This window comes from Brevibacterium sp. HMSC08F02, assembly GCF_001807555.1.
GTDB classification, from domain to species: domain Bacteria; phylum Actinomycetota; class Actinomycetes; order Actinomycetales; family Brevibacteriaceae; genus Brevibacterium; species Brevibacterium ravenspurgense.
Map to the genome: position 1 here is coordinate 48,421 of NZ_KV789346.1, position 21,680 is coordinate 70,100.

Genomic DNA, 21,680 nt, shown 5'->3' on the forward strand with positions numbered 1-21,680 from the left:
GAGCGTGCCCTGTCAGAGCAGTGCGCCGGTCAGAACAGCTGTTCGTCGTCGTGGGACACAATGACGCCGCTGTCGTCATCCTTGTCCCGGCCGATCTGCGCGTAGCGGTCGTCGTCGCTGAAATCAGGTGCGCCTGCAGCGCCCTTGGCTGTGCTCTTGGCACCGCTCTTCGCGGCTTCTCCACCACCGGCGGGTGCGGTTCCCTCTGCCGAGGTGCCGTCGGCTGCCGCTGGATCTGCGGCAATGCCGGTGCGCGGCAGGGTGCCGATCGCATCGATCCGGCCTTCAACGGGAGCGCCCGAACCGTCGCGGCGAGACAGTTCGTCCGGCAGTGCGCGTGCACCGCCGGTCTTGGCGGCCGCCTGCGGGTTGGGTCCGGCAAAGGCTGTTACGAGCTCGGTTTCGTCCTTGAGGAAGCGGTGGCTGCGCATACCCGCGGTGGCACGTCCCTTGGCGGGGAAGTCCGACAGCAGGGAAACCTTGACGGATTCGGTTTCCTCGCCGTTGAAGTTCACGCCCTTGGCAACCGTCACAACCCGGTTTTCCACGGCTGGGTCGACAACGCTGAAGCTGATGACCTCGATGTCCTTCGGCAGGCGAATGCCCGCGACACCGCCAGCACCGGGCCCCTGTGCGCGAACACCGTCGAGGGTGAAGTTGAGCAGATTGCCCGCCTGGGTGATGAACACAGCTGCACCCTCATCGAGGTTGGGCAGCTGGCCGGCGCCCACGACGGTGTCTTTGCCCTTGAGGGAAATGATGTCCCACACGTCGCGGTTATTGGGGATTTCACCTGCGGCAACGCGTTTGACCACGCCCAAGCGGGTGCCGAGCACCACCTCGGCAGTGGGGTCGATAAGCGTGATGACCTGTTCTCCGCGTTCGAGTTCGATGAAGTCGGTGATCTTCACCCCGCCCGACAGCACGGGGCGGGTGGCCTGGTCCGGCAGGGACGGCAAGTTGATGATGTCGATCTTGTGGACCCGCCCCTTGTTCGTCAGAGCACCCAGGGATCCGCGGGTGCTCGAGGGGATCTGCGCGATAAGAGCGTCATTGGCGGCCCTGCGGCCGGTGGCTGAGAGTTCGCCGGCTGTGGCCGTGCGGGCGATCTTTCCGGTGGTGGACATGAGCACCCAGCAGGGTTCGTCGGCAACCTGCAGGTTCTTGCCCTTCTTGCGGCCGGCGGCCTTGATCTCCTTGAGGCTGCCCTCAACGAGCACCGTGCGGCGGCCGGTGTCAAGAGCCTCCGCGGTCTCTTCGAGCTCATCCGACACGAGGGTCTTCAGACGGTGTTCATCGCCGAGGATCTCCCGCAGGTCTTCGATCGTGGCCTGCAGTTCGTCGCGCTCAGCTTCAAGCTCAATGCGGGAGAACTTCGTCAGGCGGCGCAGCTGCAGGTCAAGGATGTAGGTCGCCTGGATCTCGGAGAGGTCGAAGACGTCCATCAGCCGGGTGCGCGCCTGTGCGGCATCGTCAGAGGAGCGGATCAGCTGGACGACCTCGTCGATGTCGAGGATCGCAATGAGCAGACCCTCCACCAGGTGCAGGCGGTCGAGTGCTTTCTGCAGGCGGAATTCGCTGCGGCGGCGGATGACGTCGATCCGGTGGGCAATGAACACCTCGAGCAGGGCCTTCAGTCCCAGGGTGCGGGGACGGCCGTCCACCAGGCAGACGTTGTTGATGCCGAAGGAGTCTTCCATCGGGGTCAGGCGGTACAGCTCTTCGAGAACAGCTTCCGGATTGAAACCGGACTTGATGCCGATGACCAGGCGCAGGCCGTGCTTGCGGTCAGAGTAGTCATCAACCGAGCTGATGCCCTGCAGCTTTTTGGCCTGGACGTTGTCCTTGATCTTTTCGATGACCTTTTCGGGGCCCACAAGGTAGGGAAGTTCGGTCACGGTGATGCCACGGCGACGCGGCGTGATGTTCTCAAACTTCACGGTTGCGCGAGTGCGGAAGGTGCCGCGGCCGGTTTCGTAGGCATCCCGCACACCCGACAGGCCGATGATCCGGCCGCCTGTCGGCAGGTCCGGACCCGGGACGAAGCGCATGAGCTCATCCAGGGATGCGTCGGGGTTGAAGATCAGGTGGCGGGCGGCGGCGATGACTTCGCCGGGATTGTGCGGGGCCATGTTGGTGGCCATGCCGACCGCAATGCCGGAGGCCCCGTTGACCAGCAGGTTCGGCAGTGCGCTGGGCAGCGCTTCGGGCTGAGTGAGTGAACCGTCGTAGTTCGGCACAGTGTTGACGGTGTCTTCGTCCAGGTTGCGCAGCATATGCATGGCCGCCTGGTCCAGCCTGGCCTCCGTGTAGCGGGGAGCCGCGGGGCCGTCGTCAAGCGAACCGAAGTTGCCGTGGCCGTCGACAAGCGGGACGCGCATGACGAAGGACTGAGCCATGCGCACCAGCGCGTCGTAGATGGCGGTGTCGGAGTGCGGGTGCAGCTTGCCCATGACATCGCCGACAATGCGCGAGGACTTGACGTACGGGCGGTCGGGGCGCAACCCCATTTCCGACATTTGATAGAGAATGCGGCGCTGGACGGGCTTGAGGCCGTCGCGAGCATCCGGCAGCGCGCGGGAGTAGATGACCGAGTACGCGTATTCGAGGAACGACGTCTCCATTTCCTGGGTGACATCGATATCGACGATCTGACCGTCGGTCACGCGGCTTCCTCCTTGTGCAGCGGCTGTGCCATCAGGAGGTCAGTGTAGCGCTCAGCAGGGCAGAAACCGCTGATTTCACGGTCGCCGCGTCGGCTGAGCGCGCTTAAGCGTCAGTCAGTCAGCGGCTCACATCCTGCGGCGCAGAGTATCCATGCGGTCCGCATCAGCCGCCAGCTGAATGCGGGCCGACAGGAGGTAGCTCTTATCGGTGGTGATCATGATCGGGCGGATCTCAATGCTGCGGATGACGGGGAACTCGTCAACCAGCGCCGCCAGGCGCAACAGGATCTCTTCGGCCGGTTCGACGTTGGCCACCGGCAGGCCCTTGTAGCCGAACAGACGAGGTGAGGCTCCCGGAGTGCGCACCATGTTGCGGGCATCGAGGTCGGTCAGGGGAGCGACCCGGTGGGCAACATCGTCCAGCAGCTCGGTGGAGTCACCGGCAATGGAGAACGACACCATGGGCCCCAGCAGCGGGTCCTCACCGGCGCGGATGACGCACCCGACACCCGCCGGCGCCATCGCCTGCACGTCGATGCGGCGGTCATCATCGTCATCGAGCGACTGCGCGATGACCTCGGCGATGCCATTCCAGTCGCCCACGAGCTCCGCCTCGGTCTGAATGGCAAGGCGCACCCCGCCGAACTCAAAGCGGTGACGCAGCTTCCTGTGGACAGCCTTCAGCGCTACCGGATAGCCGATCTTCGCGGCGGCCTCTTTGGCTTCCTCGACAGTCGAGGTGGATATATAGGGCAGCACGTCGATGCCGTAGGCGCCCAGAAGAGCGTGCGCGGCCTCATCAGTCATGGTCACCCTGGGCGAATCGGCTTCCGCCAGGCTGCTTTCGATGATCCGGCGAGCCTCGCGAACCTTCAGGTCCGTGAAGATCGGGTAGTGGCCGTGATCGGACTTCTTGTACACCGCGTACTCGGTTGCCCGGGCAAGCGCCCACACGGCAGCTTCGGGACCGCCGTAGGACGGGACGACGTGCTTGGTGCGCTCGCCGTCGGCAGACCGGGTGTAGGACGTGAGCATTTCGTCCTTGCCGTACACCCCGAGGAAGCACGCGACCGTGGTTTTGCCCGACTGGGCTGCTGCATCCGCAATGGCCTGCGCCATCTGGGATGACGAAACACTGGGGGAGGGCGTGATGATGACGACGACCGAATGCACGTGCGGGTTGGCGTACACCTGCCGCAGCTGAGCTTCGAAGTCATCGACCGTGGCCTCCGGGTGCATGGACACCGGGGCGGTGCCGAGCTTCAGCCCTTCTGCGCGCACACACTGTTCGACAAGTGTTGACAGGGCCGCGGAGTTGCCCACAATGCCCACGCGCTTGCCGTCCGGCAGCGGCTGCGTGTCGAACACCTGCGCAATGTCGTACATCTGGCTGACCGAGCGGGCGCGAATAACACCCGCCTGCGCAAGAACCTGATCCATGGCGCTGGCAGACAGGGACGACACGCGCACCGCGTGACCCGGCGGGAGCTCACCTCCGGTGAGATCGGACTTGATGACGATGACGGGCTTATTGCGGGTGACCCTGCGGGCAATGCGCGAGAACTTTCGCGGATTGCCGATCGATTCGAGGTACAGGCACACGACGTTCGTGGCGGGATCTTCCTGCCAGTACTGCATCATGTCGTTGCCCGACAAGTCCGCACGGTTGCCGGCAGACACAAAAGTCGAAATGCCGATGCCGCGCTCGCGGGCAGCCGCCAGCATTGCCGTGCCCAGAGCACCCGACTGGCTGAACACGCCCACGTGGCCGGGATCGGGCAGGAACGGCGACAGTGAAGCGTTGAGGTCAACTTCGGGGTCGGAGTTGAGAACACCAAAGGAGTTTGGGCCGATCAGGCGCATGCCCCACGTGCGGGCGGTGGTGAGCACCTGCTCCTGCAGTCGCGCACCCTCTTCTGAAGTCTCCGCAAAACCAGAGGAGACCACGACAACGCCCTTGACGCCTCGTTCCGCGCAGTCGCGGACAACCTGGGGGACAGAGACAGCAGGGACCGCGATGACGGCGACATCGATGTCGCCCTCAATCTGATCCAAGCTCGACACGGTGGGCAGGCCCGCAACTTCGGAAGCCTCCGGGTGGACGATGTTGAGCCGACCCCGGAAGCCGCCGGCGGTCAGATTGCGCAGCAGCAGATTGCCGATCGACGCACGGCTGCGCGAAGCCCCGAATACAACAATCGATTCGGGGTGCAGAATGCCGCGCACCGACAGGGCCTCAGCACGATGCTCACGCGATGCCAGCACCTGCCGGGACTTCTCCGTGGGGTCGATGTCGAAAGCAACAGCCACAACCCCGTCATCGAATTCGCGGGTGACCTCGTAGCCGGCGGCGGCGAACACCTGCAGCATAGGGCGGTTCTGCGGCAGAACCTCGGCAACAAAACGGTCAATGCCCATTTCGCGGGCCGCAGCGGCCAGGTGCTCCAGAAGAATTGAGCCGATGCCGCGGCCCTGGTGCGCATCCGCAATGTTGAACGCCACCTCGGCAGAGTTCTCATCCAGCCGGTCGTAGCGGCCTATGCCGATGATCTCGTCGCGGATCGTCATGACAAAGGCAACGCGGTCGCGGTAGTCGACGTTGACGAACCGCTCGAGGTCCTTTTCCGGGATCTGCTTGATCGGGGCGAAGAACCGCATGTAGATGGATTCGGCTGACTGCTTCGAGTGCATAGCCTGCACACCGTCAGCATCGCTCTGAAGAATGGGGCGCAGACGCGCCGTCGCACCATCGCGGAGGACAACGTCGGCTTCCCAAGACTGTGGATAGGCGCTCATACCACCCAGCTTATGCCCCGCGGGGCCTCCCGCCTAGCCCTACGCGCGGGCGGCAGTAGACAATGGTGCAATGGACCTTCCACAGCGACTCATCGCCGACATCCAAGACGCCGGCTACTACCCGCAGATAGCAGCGACCGCAATAGCGGAAGCCCTGCTGGACGAACCCGTGCTCGACCACCTTGTCTACACCGACACGCACATGGACCTCGACACCATCCACCGGCTGGTGAGCGTTTTCGTGCTCACCCCCACCCGACTGGTGCTTGCGCGCGTTGACGACGAACCACATCCCGAACCGGGGTGGAGCGAACCGCGTGCCCTGTGCAGCACAGAAGAAGTGGAACTCGACAAGCTCGCGGCCCCGGCAATCTTCGCCACCTACGCTGATCCCGCCCACTACCGCCCCGGTGACAGCCCTGTGGAAGTGCAGCTCATCATGTCCTGGGGTGCACGCAGTCGCCTGGAGGTGTTCCCCGAAAACTGCGGCAACCCCGACTGCGATGTCGACCACGGTTTCAGCGGCGGCACGTTCAGCGAAGACGTCGCCCTGCGCGTATCCGCCCAGGCCGAAGGCCAGCAGGCCGTCGATGCGACCGTCAGCTTCGCGAACACATTGCGCCGGGTCATCCACGCCGCACGCACCCAGCGCCGATAAACCCAACATCCCGCCCAGGCCGCACGGCAGTGCGGAACCGGGCCTCCGCCTCGTCAGAGAAATCCCGTACGCAACGTCAGAAAGCCCAGCGTGACACACCAGTTTCAGCCGCCGGACTACGCGAACAGCCCGCTGCTGTCGGACATCGTTCCGGCAGCGGCCGCCGCACTCGATGCCCAGAGTGTGCTGTCAGCCGATCAGCGACTGCGCACCGAGAAGATTCTCAGCGGCAGTGCGGCCGAAGCTCGGGTTGTGGTTGTCGTGCTCATCGACGGTATGGGGCTTGAACTGCTGCGCGCCCGGAAGGCCTACACGCCGTTTCTGCGTTCCGTCGGCCAGCACCTGCGGGCCGGCAGTGCGGGCTTTCCGTCGACCACCGCGAACTCGCTGTCGTCGCTCGGTACGGGAATGCTGCCCGGTGGGCACGGAATCATGGGCTACAAACTCCTCGACCCCGAAAGCGGCGAGGTGTTCAATCAGCTGACAGGTTCGAGCGAAGTCGACCCCAGCCGGTGGGTGCCGGACACCACGCTGTTCGAGAGGCTGACCGCCGCCGGTCTTGACGTCGTGCAGCTGGGCGAACCGAAGTTCAGCCGCGGCGGACTCAATGCGGCAACCCTGCGCGGGGGTCGCTTCCGCGGCTCTGACTCCTGGGAGCAGCGGGTGCGTCACGCACACGAAGAAATGCGCGCTCCCGGCCGCCGGCTGGTCTACTTCTACTGGGGCAAACTCGACAAAACCGGACACCAGGCCGGCTGGAACTCCGACCAGTGGATCGAACAGCTCGAACAGGTCGACCAGATGCTCAGCAGCCTCGCCTCAGCGCTCGGGCCGAACATGACAATGATCATCACCGCCGATCACGGCATGGTCGATGTCGCCCACGACAACCGCATTGACCTGGCCGAACACCCTGAGCTGCCGGCGGGACTGACAGCCGTCGGGGGAGAGCCCCGGGCGGCACACCTCTACACCCGCGACGGCGCTCGCGACGACACAGCGGAAGCCCTCCGCGCACAGCTGGCCGGTCGGGGACGCGTCATGACCCGTGACGAAGCCATTCGCGAAGGCTGGTTCGGGGAAGTCGCCGATGCCTTCCGCGCTCGCATCGGCGACCTCGTGGTGGTGTGTGACGAAACAACCGCCATTGTCGATTCGCGCAATGATTCGCCTTCGGCTCTGAGCCTGCTGGGCCACCACGGGGGAGTGAGCTCAGCCGAGCTCACCATCCCGCTGCTCGTTCTGCACGGCTGAGTCTGCTTTTTGGGCTGAGTCTGATTCTGGGGCAGGTACCGGGTTGCCGAAATCTGACGAGGTGTCTGTCAGGACCTCGCGCCTGTGCGACTTTCCGCGGTACAGCCAGGACCGGTAGGCGAAGTACCGCATGATGTTGCCCAGCAGCAGTCCGATGACATTGCCGGATATGTTGTCGGCCAGCAGCGATGTGAAGCCCAGAACATCGTGGGAGACCCAGAGGGTGAGAAGCGCGATGCCCATCCCCGCGGCATTGACGGCGAAGAACAGGATGCCCTCAAAAGCGGGCCGGTAGCGCGACTCCTGGTCGGCAAAGGTCCAGCGCCGCGACCCGATCCATGAAACAGCTGTTGCACACAGAACCGCCACGGTCTTCGACCACACGGGGTGGCCCTGCAGGACAGTCAGCATGAGCAGGTTGAAAACGCTGACGTCGACGAAGAATGCGACAGTCCCGACCACCGTGAAGCGGCCGATTTTGACGAGTTCGCGTCTCTTCTTGCCCACGCGCCCACTATAGGCAGGCTGCACCCACTGCGGGTTGGTCGACACTGGGTGCGAGTCACTCAGGGCTTGGTCAGGTGGCGGGCGCTAGAGTGAGGGCGTGTCTTTTCCACGTATTGGTGTAATCGGCGGCGGTCAGCTGGCGCGCATGATGGCGCCGGCTGCCGAAGCTCTCGGTGTTGCTTTTCATGTTCTGTCGGAGGCAGAAGGGTCTTCTGCCGCGCAGGTTTCCTCTCAGGTGACCGTCGGGGACTACAAGGACTTCGACACGCTGCGCGCGTTTGCTGAAACGGTCGACGTCATCACCTTCGACCACGAGCACGTGCCGACTGAGCACCTCGAAGCCCTTGTGTCAGCCGGTCACAGCGTCCACCCCGGCCCCCATGCGCTCGTCTACGCGCAGGACAAGCTCAAGATGCGCGCCAAAATGGACGAACTCGGCCTGCCCAATCCCACGTGGCGCGAAGTAACAGACACTGATTCCCTGCAGGCCTTCGGCGATGAGATCGGCTGGCCGATCATCGTGAAAACACCCCGCGGCGGCTATGACGGCCACGGGGTCAAGCTCATCAACAGCGCCGACGAAGCCGCCGACTGGTTCGGCAAGGGCCCGCTGCTGGCCGAAGAGGCCGTTGACTTCACCCGCGAACTGTCCGTCATGGTCGGCCGTTCGCCCATGGGCCAGACCGCCGTGTGGCCGGTTGTGGCAACCCTGCAGGAAGGCGGCATCTGCACTGAAGCCGTCGCACCCGCTCCCGACCTCGATCCCGCGAAGGCCCAGGCAATCACCGCTGATGTGCTCACGGTCGCCGAATCGCTCGGCGTGACCGGTGTGATGGCGATGGAGATGTTCGAAACCGCTGACGGCTACATGGTCAACGAACTGGCCATGCGGCCGCACAACACGGGTCACTGGACACAGGACGGCTCAATCACGAGCCAGTTCGAACAGCACCTGCGGGCCATCCTCGATCTCCCGCTGGGTGACCCGGCCCCGAAAGCACCCGTGACGGTCATGGCGAATGTCCTCGGTGCCGACCGCGAAGACCTCTACCGGGCCTATCTGCACGTTTTGGCTCACGACCCGCAGGTCAAGGTCCACATGTACGGCAAGGGTGTACGTCCCGGTCGTAAGCTCGGACACGTCAACATCAGCGGTGACAACGTCGAATCGGTTCTGGCGCGCGCCCGCCACGCGGCGCACTTCATTGCCGGAACTGACACCAACCCGCACCCTGACCTGCCCTGAGGGAGGACGCAGACATGAGCACCAAGCCGAAAGTCGGCATCGTCATGGGGTCCGACTCGGACTGGCCCACCATGAGCGCCGCCGCGGATGTCCTGGAGGAACTGGGCATTGAGTTTACGGCGGAAGTCGTTTCCGCCCACCGCATGCCCCACGACATGATCGAATGGGGTGCCCGTGCTGACGAGGCGGGGTATTCCGTCATCATCGCCGGTGCCGGAGGTGCCGCCCACCTTCCCGGGATGATCGCCTCGGTCACGTCCCTGCCGGTGATCGGCGTTCCGGTGCCGCTGAAGCACCTCGACGGCATGGACTCACTCCTGTCGATCGTCCAGATGCCCGCCGGTGTGCCGGTGGCGACCGTGTCGATCGGCGGAGCGAAGAACGCGGGCCTGCTGGCCGCCAGGATCATCGGCGCCGGACGGGACGACGAGTCGGCGGCTCTGCGCAGTCGCCTTGACGACTACCGCCTCGAACTGGGGCGTGCCGCTGAAGAGAAGGGCCGAGCGCTCAAGCGCCGGCTCGAAGAGCACAGCTGAAAGGGAAACCAATGTTCGATGTCTACAAGCTGACCGAAGAGCACGAAGAGATCCGCGCCGCGGTGCGCTCGATCGTCGAAGACAAAATCGTCCCCGCCGCAGCCGAAGTCGACGCTGAGGCGCGCTACCCCCAGGAAGCACACGGTGCTCTCGTGGCCACCGACTTCTTCGCCCCGCACGTGGCCGAAGAATACGGCGGTGTGGGTGCAGACGCCCTGGCAACCTGCATCGTGATCGAAGAGGTGGCCCGCGGCTGCATGTCGTCGTCCCTCATCCCCGCCGTCAACAAGCTCGGCTCCATGCCGGTCATCCTCGGCGGCGGCGAAGAGATCAAGCAGAAGTACCTGTCGCAGCTGGCACAGGGCCGCGGATTCTCCTACGGCCTGTCCGAACGCGAAGCAGGCTCCGATACCGCCAGCATGAAGACCCGCGCTAAGCGCGACGGCGACGACTGGGTGCTCAACGGCGTCAAGACCTGGATCACCAATGCAGGTGTTTCTGACTTCTACACCGTTATGGCCGTCACCGACCCCGAAGGCCCCCGCGGCCGCAACATCACCGCATTCGTGGTGGAAAAAGACGAAGAGGGCTTCACCTTCGGCGAAAAGGAGCGCAAGCTCGGCATCAAGGGCAGCCCCACCCGCGAACTGTTCTTCGAAGACTGCCGCATCCCCGGCGACCGCATCATCGGCAATGAAGGCGAAGGCCTCAAGATCGCCCTGCGCACCCTCGACCACACCCGTGTGACGATTGCCGCGCAGGCCGTCGGTGTTGCCCAGGGCGCGCTCGACTACGCGATCGACTACGTCAAGGACCGCAAGCAGTTCGGCAAGTCCGTGTCCGACTTCCAGGCTGTGCAGTTCATGGTCGCGGACATGGGCATGAAGCTTGAAGCCGCCCGCCAGCTGACCTACGCGGCAGCCGCGAAGTCGGAGCGCGATGACGACGACCTCGGCTTCTTCGGCGCAGCCGCCAAGGCCTTCGCTTCCGATGTCGCCATGGAGATCACCACCGATGCGGTGCAGCTGCTCGGCGGTGCCGGCTACGTTGTCGACCACCCGGTCGAGCGCATGATGCGCGATGCAAAGATCACCCAGATCTACGAAGGCACCAACCAGATCCAGCGTCTGGTCATGGGACGTAAGCTGCTCGGCTGAAAGACGACACCCGCATGAGCCAGCGCAGGCAGCTGCAGTACGCAGACCCCATCCGCAACCCCAAGCGAAGCCCACAGTATGTCCGGGATCGCCGCGGGTGGTGGCTGCTGCTGTGCTCTGCGCTCATGCCGGGTTCCGTGCAGAGTGTGCTCGGCGCCCCGCGGAAGTTCACCCGGGCGGCGCTGGGCATCACACTCGGCACCTGGGTGCTGGTGCTGGCGGCCGTCATCATTGCGCTTATCAAACGCAGCTTCCTGTTGACCGTCGGCACCGATCCCTTTCTGTTGATCGTCGTTCTGCTCGTGGTGCTTGCCGCCGGCATCAACTGGGTTGTGTGTCTGCTGGACACCATGCGGCGCGTGAAGGTCGTCAGCCTCAGCAAGAAGACCCGGCCGAAGTTCTTGGCTGTAGGTCTGGCTGCCGCCCTCATCGTGGGCCTGGGCACCGCGTGGGGCGGCGTGACGGTCAACGCGCAGCGTTCGCTCATGTCTCAGCTGTTCGCTTCCGGCAAGCTCAAGAAGCCGGTCGAGGGCCGGTACAACGTGGCTCTGCTCGGCTCTGACGCGGGCAAGGGGCGCGAGGGCATCCGCCCCGACAGCCTCACGGTTGTGTCGATGGACGCCAAAACCGGAAAATCGGTTGTCATCGGCATTCCCCGCAACACCCAGAACGTGCCGTTCCCCAAGTCTTCGCCCATGCACAAGCACTTCCCGCAGGGCTACAACTGCGGCAATGACTGCCTCATCAACGCCGTCTATCAGGAAGCGGAAAAACACGCCGACGAATACGAGGGCGATGTTCCCGCTGGAGTGCAGGGCACGGTTGAAGCCCTCGAAGGCGTGACTGGCCTCGACATCCAGTTCTACGCGATGATCGACCTCAAGGGCTTCGAACAGCTCATTGACGCCATGGGCGGCATTCGGCTGAATTCGGAAGTGCGCGTGCCCATCTCGAGGCCCATCAACCCGGCCACCGGCAAGCACTATCCGCCGAAGGAATGGATTGAACCGGGGCAGAACATCAAAATGGATGGTCGCACAGCCCTGTGGTACGGCCGTTCCCGCGAATTCTCCTCTGACTACGAGCGCATGGTCCGCCAGCGCTGCGTGCAGGAAGCCATGCTGCGGCAGATGGATCCGGCGACTCTCATGACGCGCTTTACGAAACTCGCCGCGGCCGCACCGGACGTCATTTCAACCGACGTTCCGCAGCGGCAGGCCGACGACTTCATCAACCTGGGCATGAAGGCGAAATCGCAGAAGATGCTCTCGGTTGAGCTCACCCCGCCGCAGGTCACACCTTCCCACCCGGACTTCACAGTGACCAAGAAGCTGGTCCAAGAGGGAATCGAGAAGTCCAAACAAGAGGACAAGCAGGCATCAGCGGGGCTGTTCGCGCCGGCCCCGGCACACGCGGCCGAAAAGAAGCCCAAGGCGAGCTCCATCTGCTCGGTTCCCAAGTGATTTCGGTGAATGTAACCTTCTCTTCACCTTGATGTCGCCTTCTGCGGCCATAGCGTTCACAGTGGACTCCTACGGTAGCCGGACGCTAAGGTTGCAAGGAGACGATGTTGAAGCTACAAGGCTCGCCGGCTAACTACGCCTGGGGTTCGACCACCGCCATTCCCGCCCTTCTCGAACAGGCTCCCACTGGCGAACCCATTGCCGAAATGTGGTTCGGAGCGCACGAAGCCAGGCCCTCAAAGGTCGTCTGGTCCGCCCCCGCATCGGAACAGGCCTACGGAATTGCAGTTCTTCCGCGCACCCTGTCTGACGTTGTTGCCGAAAGCCCCGCCGCTGTTCTTGGCGAAGAAACGGTTGAAACCTTCGGCCCGCGTCTGCCCTTCCTCGTGAAACTTCTCGCAGCGGACAAGGCGCTGTCGATTCAGGTGCACCCGGACCTCGAACAGGCCCGTGAAGGCTTTGCCCGCGAAAACGCCGCCGGCATTCCCATCGATGCACCGCACCGCAACTACCGCGACGCGTGGCACAAGCCCGAACTCATCTACGCCCTGTCGCCGTTTGATGCACTCACGGGTTTCCGCGAGCCTCACGCGATTGCGGCCACCGTTGACCGTCTGCTGGCTGCCGAGGTGCCGGGCACCCACGCGGCACTGCTCACGTGGCGTGAGGTCCTGGCGGGGGACAACCCGCTGCAGGACTCCATGAACCTCCTGCTGGATACTCCCAACTTCGGTGCGGTTGCCGACCGTCTGGCCGCCGCCGATATCCCTGAGGCTGCACCAGACTGCGATTCGCGCATCGGATGCGATATCGATCCGATCCACATCCTGCGGATGACCAACGGTGACTTCCCGAACGACGCGGGCGCTCTCGTTGCGCTCATGCTCAACATGGTCCGCATGCTCCCGGGCCAGGCTCTTGCCATGAAGGCCGGCATTCCGCACGCCTACCTGCGCGGTCTGGGCGTTGAAATCATGGCCTCGTCTGACAACGTCGTTCGCGGTGGCCTGACCAGCAAGCACATCGATATTCCCGAACTGCAGCGCCTGGTGCGCTTCGAAGTGCAGAAGCCCCACATCCAGCACCCCGATGACAGCGGCCTGCTCGACACCGGATGCCGCGACTTCGGAATGCAGGTCATCAGCTGTGCTGACGACCTCCAGCTCGGCGAGGACGCTCCCACGATCGCCCTGTGCACCTCGGGTGAGTTCCAGGTGAGCACCGACCACGGCACCCAGCAGCTGAACCCGGGTGACGCCTACTTCATCGGCGCTGACGAAGCCCCTCCCACGTTCAACGGCCAGGGAGCCCTGTTCGCCGCCGGCCTGGGACGCTGACACACCGGCTGGCTGCTTCAGCCAGCAGGCGCAGACACTGAGAGGGACGGTCAGATGACCGTCCCTCTCACTTGTCCTGCATACACCCACCAGCAACAAAACACCCGTCAGCAGCAAGGCTGACGGGTGTTTTTGTGGTTGATGGGTATCCCGGCAGGATCAGACGTCGGCAACCTGCATTTCGGGAACATCTCCGTCTACGATCAGCTTCGCCTGCGTCTTGTCGACGATTTCCTCGACAGTGACACCGGGGGCGCGTTCAACGAGCGTGAAGCCCTCCGGGGTGACGTCGATGACGGCGAGGTCGGTGATGATGCGCTGCACAACGCCCTTGCCGGTCAGCGGAAGTTCGCACTTCTCAAGAAGCTTGGGCGAACCGTCGCGAGCCACGTGGTCCATGATGACGAAAACGGATTTCGCGCCGTGCACCAAGTCCATGGCTCCGCCCATGCCCTTGACCATTTTTCCGGGGATCATCCAGTTGGCGATGTCGCCCTTCTCATCGACCTGCATAGCACCGAGAATGGCCGCATCGATCTTGCCGCCGCGAATCATGCCGAAGCTCTGCGCAGAGTCGAAATACGCTGCACCCGGGCGCATGGTGACGGTTTCCTTGCCGGCGTTGATGAGGTCCGGATCGACCGTTTCGCGGGTGGGGTAGGGGCCCACGCCCAGGAGGCCGTTTTCGGACTGGAGCACCAGCTGGACGTCGTCGGAAACATAGTTCGGGACGAGGGTGGGCATGCCGATGCCGAGGTTGACGTAGCTGCCGTCTTCGAGTTCCTGCGCGGCGCGGGCAGCCATCTGGTTGCGTGAAAGTGCCATGTCAGTCCTCCTGCACCGTGAGCTTTTCGATGGGCTTGTCAGCAGCTTCTTCTGGGCTGAGCTTCACAACCCGGTGCACGTACACACCGGGCACGTGAACATCCGCCGGGTCGATTTCGCCCGGTTCGACGAGCTCTTCGACTTCTGCGATCGTGATGCGTCCGGCCTGCGCAGCCGGCGGGTTGAAGTTCTGTGCTGACTTGTTGAACACGAGATTGCCGTGGCGGTCGCCCTTGGCCGCACGGACGAGCGCGAAATCGCACGGCAGAGACTCTTCAAGAACATAGGTCTGCTCTTCGCCGAAGGTGTCGAACTGCCGTTCTTCCTTGGCGGGGGAAGACTCGACCACGTTGCCATCGGCGTCATAGCGCCACGGCATGCCGCCTTCGGCCACCTGGGTGCCGGCACCCGTAATGGTGTAGAACGCGGGAATCCCAGCACCGGCAGCGCGCAGCTTTTCTGCCAGAGTGCCCTGCGGGGTGAGCTCCACGGTGAGCTCTCCGGACAGGTACTGGCGGGCGAACTCTTTGTTTTCGCCGACGTACGAGGCGATCATGCGGCTGATCTGCTTGCTTTCGAGCAGAAGGCCAAGGCCTCGGCCATCAGTTCCCGCGTTGTTGGAAACGCAGGTGAGATTCTTTGCACCCTGATCACGCAGAGCGCGGATGAGGTATTCGGGAATTCCGACGACCCCAAAGCCGCCTACGGCAATGCGGGCGCCGTCAAAAATGTCTGCAACCGCTTCAGCGGGCGATGAAACTTCTTTGTCCATGGTGCGAACTTATCACGCGACCCCATTGGCTTTGCAGGGTTTTCAGCCCAAGGTGAGAATCCCGCCCAGAAGAGCCCGCAGAGCGTTGGTGAGCTCCACCTCGTCAGTGGGGAAGGCGGGCAGAACAGCGTCCGATCCCGGCTCTTCGGGAATCGGGACACTCAGCGTCCTGCCCTTCACGTCCAGCCGCAGCTGCTGCGTGTAGGCGAGAGGAAGCACGTCCGGCAGGGTGCGGACCTCGGTGATGAAGTCGAGGAAGTCCTCAGGGACGTCGGTGGTCAGTGCCAGCGGTTCGGTCGCGTAGACGAAGACCTCATCGGCATCGAAAGCCGCGCTCGCCTGCTCCATGCCGGCGGGAACAAGAGCCATGTGAGCGCCATCGGGGGCTGGCGAATCGGCCTCGAGGACCGAAACCGGCAGACCGAGGCCCGCCGCGGCGAGCATGCCGGCGGCTGCCCGCCAGTGCAGGTGGCCGTCGGTGATGACGGCTAGTCCCGAGGCCCCATAGTCCTCCCACAGAGCGGTGGACTTGTAGATCCAGTTGGCGAACACAGCGCCCGTGAGCTCAAGGTCTCCGGAAGGCCCGGACCAGCGCACGGCCGGTTCGGAACGGGCAGCAAGCTGGGCGATGAACGATGCGAACACGGTTCTCCTCGGTTGGTCTGGAAGGCGGGTCAGGGCACGATGATCCGCACGTCGGCGCCGCTGCCGTCGGTGCGCACATGAGTGTCGGCGCGCAGGCCCTCAATCCACAGCGCCGAACTGAAGCGTTCGACAAGAGCGCCCAAGCCGATGGTTGCGCGAGGGTCTTCCGCCCCGGCGTTCGTTGCCGGTTCGATGAGCACGCGAGCGCCGGAGCCCATGGGCACAAAGCGCCAGCCGTCTTCGCCGGGCACGCGGGCGGGACCTGAGCGCACTGTCGCTATTGCGCGGCTGACGTGGGCGAGGATGTCGTCGTGACGGGTGCCGGAGATCGGCCGGAGGCCCTCCGGGTGGGCACCGAGCGCACTCTGGCACGCTTCTGCCCAGCCCAGGCGGAACCACGGGGCCAGCCCGCCTGTTTCGTCCAAGGTTTCCGCGGGATGTTCGGCTGGCGCGTCCGGTACGACAGGGCTGCTGCTGTGGGCGCGGATGATCGCAAGCGTCGAGTCTTCTGCAGTGAGCGCCGCAGTCGCGGCTGCGTGGTCAGCTGTTCTCTGGTCGACAACCCCGTACGAGGCGAGGCTTCCCGCTCGCTGTCCCCGCCGGAAGGGGTGGGGGAGGTCCTGGAAGATGACGACTCCGATATCGGCCGAGAAATAGGAGCGCAGCCATGCGCCGGCCCCAGCTGCCCACCGGTGCGGGTGGTGCACCGGGGCGATAACTGTCTGGCCCGATGCGCGGTGCCCACCGTTGAATTCGACGGTGCCGTTGGAGGTGAAGGTCAGGCGCACGGGGGTGCCGTTGAACGTCCGCGAGGCTATGAGCGCGCGGGTGGCTTCGGCAACGCTTGTTTCGAGGTCAGGGCTGTCGGCCGGCAGCAGGCGTCCTTGGCAGGCTGACACGAAGTCTGCGCGCACGGCGATGATGTCGTCATCCCGGATTTCCACTCGGGCCCTGTCGATGTCGGCGGCGATCAGAGCTGCCGTGCGGTCAGTGTCGAGGGGGTTCTGCGGGAAGCCCGCGGCGATTCCAAACGCCGTGGCCAGCGATGTTCGCGCCATCATCCCCACACCGTGGTCGGCCCGTCGTCCGGGCGTGCCGAGGCGGCCTCTGCGAGGAGTTCAGCAAGCCGCTCATCGGCTCTTTCGCCGCCGAGCCCGGTGCGGGTTTCCGCATCCAGTCGGTCGGCGCCGACCGTAAGAACTTGGGCGCGGGTGCCGGTGAGAGCATCCCTCATGCCCGGCAGGCGGAGTGCTGGTTCGGCCGTGAACTCGGGACGTTCGTCGACGGCGAAGATGACGACGTCGGCTTCGCGGATTGCTTTGAGTACGCCAGGCGCGGCTTTGGCACTGTCGAATACAGGGCGGGCAATGCGCGTGGCGTCCGTGCGGCCCTCTGCGATGTAGCGACGTGCCGGCCACGCTTCCTCAGACTGAGCTCCCGGGACGACCACCATCGTTTCGACAGCGGTGTCGGTCAGCGGCAGCAGAGTGAAATCCGGTGCGTAGCGCTTGCTCATGGCCTGTGTGACCGCGGCCAGCCCGTAGCCCAGCCCCATAAGCCGGCTGCGCAGGACCGCCGCGGCCAGCTGGAGGTCGTTCATGCGGAACCACTCGGCGTCTACCCGAAAAGCGGCCAGTTCGGCTGCTGCGCCACCGGGAACCGGCGATGCCGGCGGGATGAGGCAGGCATCGATGTCGGGGCAGAAGCGCAGCCCGTGGACGGTGACGTCGGTGAGCGTGGAGGCAATCACCGTCAAGTCCGTATCGGCATGCTGCAGCCCCGCCTGGCGGACGTCGGCGAGCACGTGGGTGAGTCCGTCGGTGACGGGCAGAACGGTGATCTTCATGGGCTCATCATGTCATCCGATGTTCGTGTGCGCCGAATCGGTGCACAGTGTTCTTTCTGTCAAGAGACGCCGGCCCGATCTGTTCAGCACGAGGCTGTCCGGCGGGAGGGGAAAGGGTGCAGTGGATGGGAAAAATCATGAGAAATCGGCCCGATTCCCACAGGTTGTGGTGTGCGGGTTAGTCGGTGGCCACATGTTGTGTTCATGTGGCCAGTGGGGTGGGAACGCGTGTTCTATTGTCGGGTTCTGGGAGGGCTGAATAGCATGACCCCACTTGACTAAAGGGGAATGACACACGTGTAATTTAACTACGACGCGTCCCGCAAGGACCGTCGTAGAAAGGGGAAGCACGTGTCAGAAGCGCGCAAATACAAGAGTTCTCCGCAACGTCCGGCACCCAGTGTCACCGAGCGTGCAGCTCAGGACTGGTTCGTCGACCCTGCGCACTCCTCCCCGTCTTTCGTCCCGGATCCGCTCTCTGTCGATCCTACCGAGCTCAAGCCGATTTCCGGCGGACCCGATGCCGGCATTTCCAGCATCAATCCGCTGGCTCTCCTCCTGGGAGAAGGCGACGGCGGTCTCGATTGGCAGGACCAGGCGCTGTGCGCCCAGACGGACCCCGAGGCTTTCTTCCCCGAAAAGGGCGGCTCCACCCGCGAAGCTAAGAGGGTGTGTGCTTCCTGCGAGGTTCGCGCCGAATGTCTCGAATACGCGCTGTCCAACGACGAGCGTTTCGGAATTTGGGGCGGACTGTCAGAACGCGAACGACGTCGTGTGAAGAAGCAGGTCGTGTGAACTCCACGGACTGAAAAAGGGGCGAGGCGCCAGCCGTCGCCCCTTTTCCGTTTCCGGGCCGCTGCCTCGGGTGGGCATCAGCCGAACATGAGGTCCAGCAGCTCCGTCAGCTCCGCATCGAGGATCTGGCCCCTCTCCTGGGCAGTGCGCGCCAAAGCGCGCAGCGGCAGGTAGTTGACCTCGATGATACCGGGGCTCGTATCCGTGCGCTCATAGGCGAGAGCCGCAAGGCCCATCGACGTGGTCAGCCCCTGCTGGCCAGCCGGCGGCACCCAGCGCAGCCGCAGTTCGTAGTCTTCTGGATTGGCACCTCGGGCAGTGAGCAGCTCAGCCAGCAGCTCCGACCCGGCCCTGTCCAGCTGATCCCAGCGGGTCAGTGATGCCGGAGCGTGCGGCGGCAGAGCCGAACCGCGAAAATCACGATGCCTGGACACGGGGCCTCCCTTCCGGGCCAGCATATCCGCTCAAACGCGCAGCGGCCTGTACTACACTGCCTGTGTGTTTCGCACCTGTTCCAAAATCGGCTGCTCTGAACCGGCCAATCGCACGCTCACCTATGTGCATTCCGAAGCGTGCATTGTCATCGGCCCTCTTTCCCAACAGCCCGAACCGGGAGCACACGACCTGTGCGAAACCCACTCCGATCGGATCACCCCGCCACAGGAATGGCAGATCATCCGCTTGGAAACCGACGGCCCGCCCATCGAGCGAACCCGCGATGATCTGCTGGCGATTGCAGATGCCGTCCGCGAAGCCGAACCCGAAGCGCCCGAAGGCCGCAAACACGGACACCTGACCATCATCGAGGACACATGACTCGCTATGCGCGTGAACGCCGAACCGTCGGCGCCTATGACGTACGCGGGCTCGTCGGCGAAGAGCTCACCGACGACTTCATCTTCGCCTTCGGCTGGGCTGTTGCCCATGCGGCACAGGCCGAGTGGGGCAGCGAAGAGATCCTCATCGCCCACGACATGCGGGAAACCTCGCCGCGTTTTTCGCGCCTGCTGGCGGCAGGCGGTCGGCAGGCGGGACTGCAGCCGAAGAACATCGGCATGGCCTCGACCGATCAGCTGTACTTCGCTTCCGGCGAATACGGTCTGCCCGGTCTCATGGTGACCGCCAGCCACAACCCGCCCGAATACAACGGAATCAAAGTGTGCGGACCCGGAGCATCCGGTGTGTCCCGGAAAGACCTTCTGGGCACAGCACTCGAACTGCTGGACTCCGCCCCCGAATGTTCCTACGGCCTCAGCTCCGCCGAATCTGCGGCAGCCGCTGATACGCAGCTTGGCGTCGATGAAGCGCTGGCGCAGCGCACGGCCCGCGGCTTCGCCGAGCGCATCCGCAGTCTCACCGGCCTGGACCGGGTCCAGGACCTCACGATTGTCGTCGACGCCGGAAGCGGCATGGCCGGGCTGACGGTTCCGCAGGTGTTCGGAAGTGCGGCGGGGCTGGAGGCGCTGAACATCACGGTGCGCGGCATGTACATGGAGCCCGACGGCACTTTCCCGTACCACCCGGCCAACCCGCTGGATCCCGCCAACCTCGTCGACCTGCAGGAAGCTGTCATCGCAGCGCGTGCCGAAACAGCCGAACCTGTCATAGGCCTGGCCTTCGACGGCGATGCCGACCGCTGCTTCTTTGTGGATGAAAACGGCGACACCGTGTCAGCATCCGCGATCGGTGCGATGACCGCCGTCAACGAAATCCGCCGCGTCCGCGCGGAAGAACAGCCCGTTGTGCTGCACAACCTGCTCACATCGCGTTCTTCAGTGCAGTGGGTGGAAAAGGCCGGTGGAACGCCCGTGCGCACCGCGGTGGGGCATTCCGGCATCAAACAGGCCATGCGCGCCAACAACGCTGTCTTTGCCTTCGAACACTCCGCCCACTACTACTTCCGCGATTTCTTCGGGGCAGACTCCGGTCTGCTCGCAGCAGGACACGTGCTCGCCGCCGTGCACGCTTCGGGCAAACAGCTGAGCGAACTGGCAGCCGACTACGCGCCCGGGCCCATGAGCGGCGAAATCAATTCACGCGTCGAAGATCAGCAGGCGGTGCTGGAGGCCGTGGCTGAGGCCGGCCAGCGCGGTGACTTCGGACCCGTGACAATTGATCGCCTGGACGGAATCACGCTCGACGGTGATGGCTTTTGGATCAATGTGCGCACATCCAATACGGAACCGCTTGTCAGGCTCAACGTGGAAGCCGGCAGCCAAGAGCGGGTTGACGAACTTGTCGAAGCGGCACTGGCCATCATCCGCGCATAGGCCCGCTCGGTAAGCCCACTCAGCCTGCGCAGAAGGCCGCCTGCCGCGCTTACTGCAGGCGCATGCCGTGGGGCAGCCTGTCCATGCGGCTGGCAAAGACGTCTTTGGCCTTCTGCGCGTTCTGCGCTCGCCGGTAGCCGTCCCAGCGCTGGAACTCCACGATCGTGGCAATGAACTCTTCGGGCAGTGTGCCCATTGGGGGAGCCGGTGCTGCGTAGTTGTTGAGCTCATCGGCGATTTCCACCGCGCGCGCCCACCGGGATTCCTTCGTGTGCATGTGAGCCGTTGCGAGGAACTGTGCCGCGCGGTGCTGCAGGGGTGCGGGGATCGGGGAAATGTCAGCGCTGCGCGCCCAGGCCGCCAATTCGGGCTTGACGGGATTGGTGCGCGTCACCGGCAGCTTTGCCCGTTCGCTGATGGCGATGGTGCCCGCCAGGTGATCGCCCAGCCGCTTCGTGTCAGCGGAGAACAAACCCACGAGAGCCGCGACACCGCCTCCGGAGCCCAGAATCTCAAAAGGCCACAGGAGGGCGCGGATGAGGCTGTGGCGAAAAGCCAGGGCACCCCCGTCGTCGCGGACGATCCGCAGTCCCACAATGAGCTTGCCGACAGAACGGCCGCGCGTCAGAAATTCGACGATGCAGGGCACGCCTACAAGAATGAAGATCGACGCGAGCGTGGCGATTGTGATTGCAAGCAATTCGCCGCTGTAGGTGTCGACATTGCTCAGAAGGTATGCCAGCCCGATGAAGTAGGCGATGGACACGACCGTGTAGATCGCGAAGTCAATAGCGCATGATGCCGCCCGCGCCATGAGGGATGCGGGGCGGATGCTGAGGCTGATGGCCTCACCGGTGACGAGTTTGCTCACCCGTACATCCTCGCATATTCGCCGCCGGGTCAAGAT

Annotated in this window: 20 protein-coding genes; 10 read left to right on the forward strand and 10 right to left on the reverse strand. The window is 64.1% G+C overall.

The features are described from left to right. Positions 1-29: 29 nt before the first annotated feature. A complete protein-coding gene (locus HMPREF3172_RS03050; RefSeq protein ID WP_070515326.1) occupies positions 30-2,666 on the reverse strand; it encodes a DNA gyrase/topoisomerase IV subunit A in 2,637 nt (878 codons plus the stop codon). Between the two features lie 126 nt (positions 2,667-2,792). Further along, positions 2,793-5,462, reverse strand: coding sequence for a bifunctional acetate--CoA ligase family protein/GNAT family N-acetyltransferase (locus HMPREF3172_RS03055; RefSeq protein WP_070515327.1), 2,670 nt, complete (start codon positions 5,460-5,462; stop codon positions 2,793-2,795). A gap of 70 nt (positions 5,463-5,532) precedes the next feature. Between HMPREF3172_RS03055 and HMPREF3172_RS03060 the strand changes: the two genes are divergently transcribed. After that, the gene (locus HMPREF3172_RS03060) at positions 5,533-6,120 is read left to right on the forward strand and encodes a DUF5998 family protein (RefSeq protein ID WP_070515329.1); all 588 of its coding nucleotides are present in this window, start codon (positions 5,533-5,535) and stop codon (positions 6,118-6,120) included. A 90-nt stretch (positions 6,121-6,210) separates the two neighbouring features. Further along, the gene (locus tag HMPREF3172_RS03065; protein WP_070515331.1) at positions 6,211-7,374 is read left to right on the forward strand and encodes an alkaline phosphatase family protein; all 1,164 of its coding nucleotides are present in this window, start codon (positions 6,211-6,213) and stop codon (positions 7,372-7,374) included. On the opposite strand, the gene HMPREF3172_RS03070 is transcribed toward HMPREF3172_RS03065, so the two are convergent. Next, complete coding sequence (locus tag HMPREF3172_RS03070) at positions 7,333-7,881, reverse strand: GtrA family protein (RefSeq protein WP_070515333.1); 549 nt, start codon at positions 7,879-7,881, stop codon at positions 7,333-7,335. The genes HMPREF3172_RS03065 and HMPREF3172_RS03070 overlap by 42 nt on opposite strands. 97 nt (positions 7,882-7,978) lie before the next feature. Here HMPREF3172_RS03070 and HMPREF3172_RS03075 point away from each other — a divergent pair, with 97 nt between their 5' ends. From HMPREF3172_RS03075 to manA, 5 genes are all read left to right on the forward strand, one after another. Next, positions 7,979-9,127 (forward strand): 5-(carboxyamino)imidazole ribonucleotide synthase, encoded by a 1,149-nt coding sequence (locus tag HMPREF3172_RS03075; protein ID WP_026022823.1) that lies wholly within the window; start codon positions 7,979-7,981, stop codon positions 9,125-9,127. 14 nt (positions 9,128-9,141) lie between these two features. Beyond that, positions 9,142-9,663 carry a 5-(carboxyamino)imidazole ribonucleotide mutase gene (gene purE / locus HMPREF3172_RS03080; protein WP_061943977.1) on the forward strand — a complete coding sequence of 174 codons (522 nt, stop codon included), beginning with the start codon at positions 9,142-9,144 and terminating at the stop codon, positions 9,661-9,663. Positions 9,664-9,674: 11 nt separating this feature from the next. After that, entirely contained in the window at positions 9,675-10,820 is a 1,146-nt protein-coding gene (locus HMPREF3172_RS03085; RefSeq protein ID WP_070515335.1) for an acyl-CoA dehydrogenase family protein, read from the forward strand. Positions 10,821-10,834: 14 nt separating this feature from the next. After that, positions 10,835-12,283, forward strand: a complete 1,449-nt coding sequence (locus tag HMPREF3172_RS03090) for an LCP family protein (protein WP_070515336.1) — start codon at positions 10,835-10,837, stop codon at positions 12,281-12,283. 104 nt (positions 12,284-12,387) lie between these two features. Beyond that, positions 12,388-13,620: a mannose-6-phosphate isomerase, class I gene (manA, locus tag HMPREF3172_RS03095; protein ID WP_070515338.1), complete on the forward strand. Its 1,233-nt coding sequence runs from the start codon at positions 12,388-12,390 to the stop codon at positions 13,618-13,620. Between the two features lie 159 nt (positions 13,621-13,779). Here manA and HMPREF3172_RS03100 read toward each other — a convergent pair whose 3' ends face one another. From HMPREF3172_RS03100 to HMPREF3172_RS03120, 5 genes are read right to left on the reverse strand one after another with little or no spacing between them, the layout of a single operon-like run. Then, complete coding sequence (locus HMPREF3172_RS03100; RefSeq protein WP_062019719.1) at positions 13,780-14,445, reverse strand: CoA transferase subunit B; 666 nt, start codon at positions 14,443-14,445, stop codon at positions 13,780-13,782. Position 14,446: 1 nt separating this feature from the next. Next, complete coding sequence (locus HMPREF3172_RS03105) at positions 14,447-15,217, reverse strand: CoA transferase subunit A (protein ID WP_070515340.1); 771 nt, start codon at positions 15,215-15,217, stop codon at positions 14,447-14,449. A 42-nt stretch (positions 15,218-15,259) separates the two neighbouring features. Next, the gene (locus HMPREF3172_RS03110) at positions 15,260-15,862 is read right to left on the reverse strand and encodes a hypothetical protein (RefSeq protein ID WP_070515342.1); all 603 of its coding nucleotides are present in this window, start codon (positions 15,860-15,862) and stop codon (positions 15,260-15,262) included. Between the two features lie 29 nt (positions 15,863-15,891). After that, a complete protein-coding gene (locus HMPREF3172_RS03115; RefSeq protein ID WP_070515344.1) occupies positions 15,892-16,920 on the reverse strand; it encodes a coenzyme F420-0:L-glutamate ligase in 1,029 nt (342 codons plus the stop codon). Further along, positions 16,920-17,708 (reverse strand): 2-phospho-L-lactate transferase CofD family protein, encoded by a 789-nt coding sequence (locus tag HMPREF3172_RS03120; protein ID WP_070515346.1) that lies wholly within the window; start codon positions 17,706-17,708, stop codon positions 16,920-16,922. The genes HMPREF3172_RS03115 and HMPREF3172_RS03120 overlap by 1 nt, the downstream gene beginning before the upstream one ends. A gap of 351 nt (positions 17,709-18,059) precedes the next feature. Between HMPREF3172_RS03120 and HMPREF3172_RS10740 the strand changes: the two genes are divergently transcribed. Next, positions 18,060-18,503 (forward strand): WhiB family transcriptional regulator, encoded by a 444-nt coding sequence (locus HMPREF3172_RS10740; protein ID WP_280512867.1) that lies wholly within the window; start codon positions 18,060-18,062, stop codon positions 18,501-18,503. A gap of 77 nt (positions 18,504-18,580) precedes the next feature. Here HMPREF3172_RS10740 and HMPREF3172_RS03130 read toward each other — a convergent pair whose 3' ends face one another. Further along, positions 18,581-18,937 carry a hypothetical protein gene (locus HMPREF3172_RS03130; protein WP_141741561.1) on the reverse strand — a complete coding sequence of 119 codons (357 nt, stop codon included), beginning with the start codon at positions 18,935-18,937 and terminating at the stop codon, positions 18,581-18,583. Positions 18,938-19,001: 64 nt separating this feature from the next. Here HMPREF3172_RS03130 and HMPREF3172_RS03135 point away from each other — a divergent pair, with 64 nt between their 5' ends. Further along, positions 19,002-19,319 (forward strand): DUF3499 family protein, encoded by a 318-nt coding sequence (locus tag HMPREF3172_RS03135; protein ID WP_019175635.1) that lies wholly within the window; start codon positions 19,002-19,004, stop codon positions 19,317-19,319. Continuing rightward, entirely contained in the window at positions 19,316-20,773 is a 1,458-nt protein-coding gene (manB, locus tag HMPREF3172_RS03140) for a phosphohexomutase domain-containing protein (protein WP_070515349.1), read from the forward strand. The genes HMPREF3172_RS03135 and manB overlap by 4 nt, the downstream gene beginning before the upstream one ends. Positions 20,774-20,822: 49 nt before the next feature. Here manB and HMPREF3172_RS03145 read toward each other — a convergent pair whose 3' ends face one another. Further along, entirely contained in the window at positions 20,823-21,644 is an 822-nt protein-coding gene (locus HMPREF3172_RS03145) for an RDD family protein (protein WP_070515351.1), read from the reverse strand. Between the last annotated feature and the right edge of the window lie 36 nt (positions 21,645-21,680).

What these genes read in the sequence shown, in the direction of transcription:
- manA (WP_070515338.1), top strand. Translation starts at nt 12,388, where the DNA reads ATGTTGAAGCTACAAGGCTCGCCGGCTAACTACGCCTGGGGTTCGACC.
- HMPREF3172_RS03085 (WP_070515335.1), top strand. Translation starts at nt 9,675, where the DNA reads ATGTTCGATGTCTACAAGCTGACCGAAGAGCACGAAGAGATCCGCGCC.
- HMPREF3172_RS03100 (WP_062019719.1), bottom strand. Translation starts at nt 14,445, where the DNA reads ATGGCACTTTCACGCAACCAGATGGCTGCCCGCGCCGCGCAGGAACTC.
- HMPREF3172_RS03060 (WP_070515329.1), top strand. Translation starts at nt 5,533, where the DNA reads ATGGACCTTCCACAGCGACTCATCGCCGACATCCAAGACGCCGGCTAC.
- purE (WP_061943977.1), top strand. Translation starts at nt 9,142, where the DNA reads ATGAGCACCAAGCCGAAAGTCGGCATCGTCATGGGGTCCGACTCGGAC.
- HMPREF3172_RS03105 (WP_070515340.1), bottom strand. Translation starts at nt 15,217, where the DNA reads ATGGACAAAGAAGTTTCATCGCCCGCTGAAGCGGTTGCAGACATTTTT.
- HMPREF3172_RS03115 (WP_070515344.1), bottom strand. Translation starts at nt 16,920, where the DNA reads ATGGCGCGAACATCGCTGGCCACGGCGTTTGGAATCGCCGCGGGCTTC.
- HMPREF3172_RS03055 (WP_070515327.1), bottom strand. Translation starts at nt 5,462, where the DNA reads ATGAGCGCCTATCCACAGTCTTGGGAAGCCGACGTTGTCCTCCGCGAT.
- HMPREF3172_RS03120 (WP_070515346.1), bottom strand. Translation starts at nt 17,708, where the DNA reads ATGAAGATCACCGTTCTGCCCGTCACCGACGGACTCACCCACGTGCTC.
- manB (WP_070515349.1), top strand. Translation starts at nt 19,316, where the DNA reads ATGACTCGCTATGCGCGTGAACGCCGAACCGTCGGCGCCTATGACGTA.
- HMPREF3172_RS03090 (WP_070515336.1), top strand. Translation starts at nt 10,835, where the DNA reads ATGAGCCAGCGCAGGCAGCTGCAGTACGCAGACCCCATCCGCAACCCC.